The organism is Candidatus Regiella insecticola LSR1 (assembly GCF_000143625.1).
Taxonomy (GTDB): domain Bacteria; phylum Pseudomonadota; class Gammaproteobacteria; order Enterobacterales; family Enterobacteriaceae; genus Regiella; species Regiella insecticola.
In genome coordinates, this window is record NZ_GL379679.1 from 1 (window position 1) to 2,382 (window position 2,382).

At 45.0% G+C, this 2,382-nt stretch carries 3 protein-coding genes; all 3 read left to right on the forward strand.

The features are described from left to right. On the forward strand, nt 1–817 hold an 817-nt coding region (locus tag REG_RS09345), incomplete at its 5' end, for a glycosyltransferase family 4 protein (RefSeq protein WP_039908598.1). Between the two features lie 39 nt (nt 818–856). After that, the gene (locus REG_RS09350) at nt 857–1,930 is read left to right on the forward strand and encodes a glycosyltransferase family 4 protein (RefSeq protein ID WP_006705411.1); all 1,074 of its coding nucleotides are present in this window, start codon (nt 857–859) and stop codon (nt 1,928–1,930) included. An 85-nt stretch (nt 1,931–2,015) separates the two neighbouring features. Next, a partial coding sequence (locus REG_RS09355; protein ID WP_006705412.1) for a D-glycero-alpha-D-manno-heptose-1,7-bisphosphate 7-phosphatase occupies nt 2,016–2,382 on the forward strand: 367 nt, incomplete at its 3' end.

Genomic DNA, 2,382 nt, shown 5'->3' on the forward strand with positions numbered 1-2,382 from the left:
GACGACTTTCCACGATTTGTCTGTCTTTTCGTGGCCGCAATGTCATCCTGCAGCCCGGGTACGGCACATGCAAAAAGAGATACAGGTAGCATTAAAACGTGCGCAACTGATATTCACCGATTCTGAGTTTACCCGGCGTGAAATTGCCGCCTATTTCAGTTGGCCATTAGATCGCATTCTGTTGACACCACTGGCGGTGTCAGCTGATTATTACCCTAGGCCGGTCACGACAATAGCACCGGTTTTATTGCGCTTTGGATTGAATTTTGCCTCCTATTCACTGTTTGTCGGCACCCTCGACCCGCGTAAAAATATAGACCTATTACTTGATGTATATGAAAAGATCCCTAATGCGTTAAGGCAACGTATTCCTTTAATTGTCGTTGGCTTTGAAGGATGGAATAGTGAAAAAACACGTGCTCGTTTAAGCGCCGGTGAGCGAGCTGGCTGGGCGCGCTATCTTAACTTTGTTGACGAAGCTTTACTGCCGTCACTTTATGCCGGGGCACGGGTATTTCTCTATCCGTCACGCTACGAGGGGTTCGGTTTACCAGTATTAGAGGCGATGGCTTCAGGGATCCCGGTTATTTGTTCAAATGCGGCTTCTTTACCTGAAGTAGCGGGCAGTGCGGGGGCGCTGGTTCCTCGCGACGATGTCGATACGCTATATAATGTGCTTATCCAGGCTTTAGATGATGATAGCTGGTGTGCAAAGGCGAAAACGCGTGGTTTGGAGCAAGCCAGTCATTTCTCCTGGGATAAAACAGCAGCGGCAACGCTTAATGCGTATAAACTCGCTTATTCAATAACTTTATGAAAGTTCTCCATTTTTTATCAGGCTTCTTTTCCCAATGATATGGGAGGCATTGAACAATGTATCCATCAGATTGCCAAAGGAAGTAGTCAGCTGGGCATAAAAACCAATGTACTTTCTTTAAGCTCCGATCCTGCAACAACAGCAATAGAGATAGACGGTTATTTAGTACACCAAGCCAAGCTGAATTTTCAACTGGCTTCAACCCGTTTTTCTACCTCTGTCTTTTCACTTTTTTCACAGTTGGTTAAACAGGCCGATATCGTTCATTATCACTTCCCATGGCCATTGATGGATATCGTTCACTTTGTCACTCAAGTGAAAAAACCAACGGTAGTGACCTATCATTCGGACATCATCCGGCAACAGTATCTGCTTAAACTGTATCGCCCCCTGCAGAGACGATTTTTAGCCAGTGTCGATCACATTGTCGCCACGTCACCGAATTACCTCACTACCAGTGAAGTGTTGCAGCCATTATCAAACAAGGTTAGCGTCATTCCCATAGGTTTGGACAAGGCCACCTATCCGCCGCCAATGGCGCATAAACTACAATACTGGCGCGAAAAAATCGGGGCAAAATTTTTCTTGTTTGTCGGAGTACTGCGTTATTACAAAGGATTACATATTCTTTTGGAGGCCTCACAGGGGCTGAATTATCCGATCGTGATTGTCGGCTCCGGCTCCATTGAGCAGGAGCTGAAAAAACAGGCTACACGGCTTGGCTTAAACCATGTTTACTTTCAAGGCAATTTGCCTGATGAAGATAAAATCGCACTGCTTAGCCTATGTTACGGCGTACTTTTCCCTTCACATCTACGTTCCGAAGCTTTTGGCATTTCTCTACTGGAAGGCGCTATGTACGGTAAACCGATGATTTCTTGCGAAATTGGCACCGGTACCAGCTTCATTAATATTGCTAATGTTACCGGATTAGTGATCCCTCCCAGCAATCCCATAGCACTCAAGCAAGCGATCTGTTACTTGTGGGAGAACCCTGAAATCGCGGCAAAAATGGGGAAACAGGCTGAAGTGCACTATTGGCAAAATTTTACCGCTGATAAGATGGTTCGGTCATATGTAGATTTATATGATAATTTGGCGAATAAACCTTAATACATTCATAAAATGAATTAAAAACACAATCTACTCTGCCCTCTGTTATTTCCAATAAACACTCAATTTTCGGAAAGTTAAATTTATGCACAAACCGGCTTTATTTCTTGATCGTGATGGGGTGATTAATGTGGACTATGGTTATGTCTGGCAGCAGGAGAATTTTCATTTTTTTGAGGGTATTTTTGCGCTGGTCGCGGCGGCAAAACAGGCGGGTTATTTAGTGATTGTGGTGACTAATCAAGCGGGGATTGGGCGGGGTTATTACACTGAAGCCGATTTTCATCGCTTGATGAAGTGGGTGGGTGAGCAGTTTGTGATACAGGGGGGATCGGTTGATGCGGTTTATTTTTGCCCTTATCATGCCGAACAAGGCATTGGGCAGTATAAACAAAAGAGCCCTTTCAGAAAGCCCGCTCCAGGCATGATACTGGAGGCGGCTAAGAAATTTT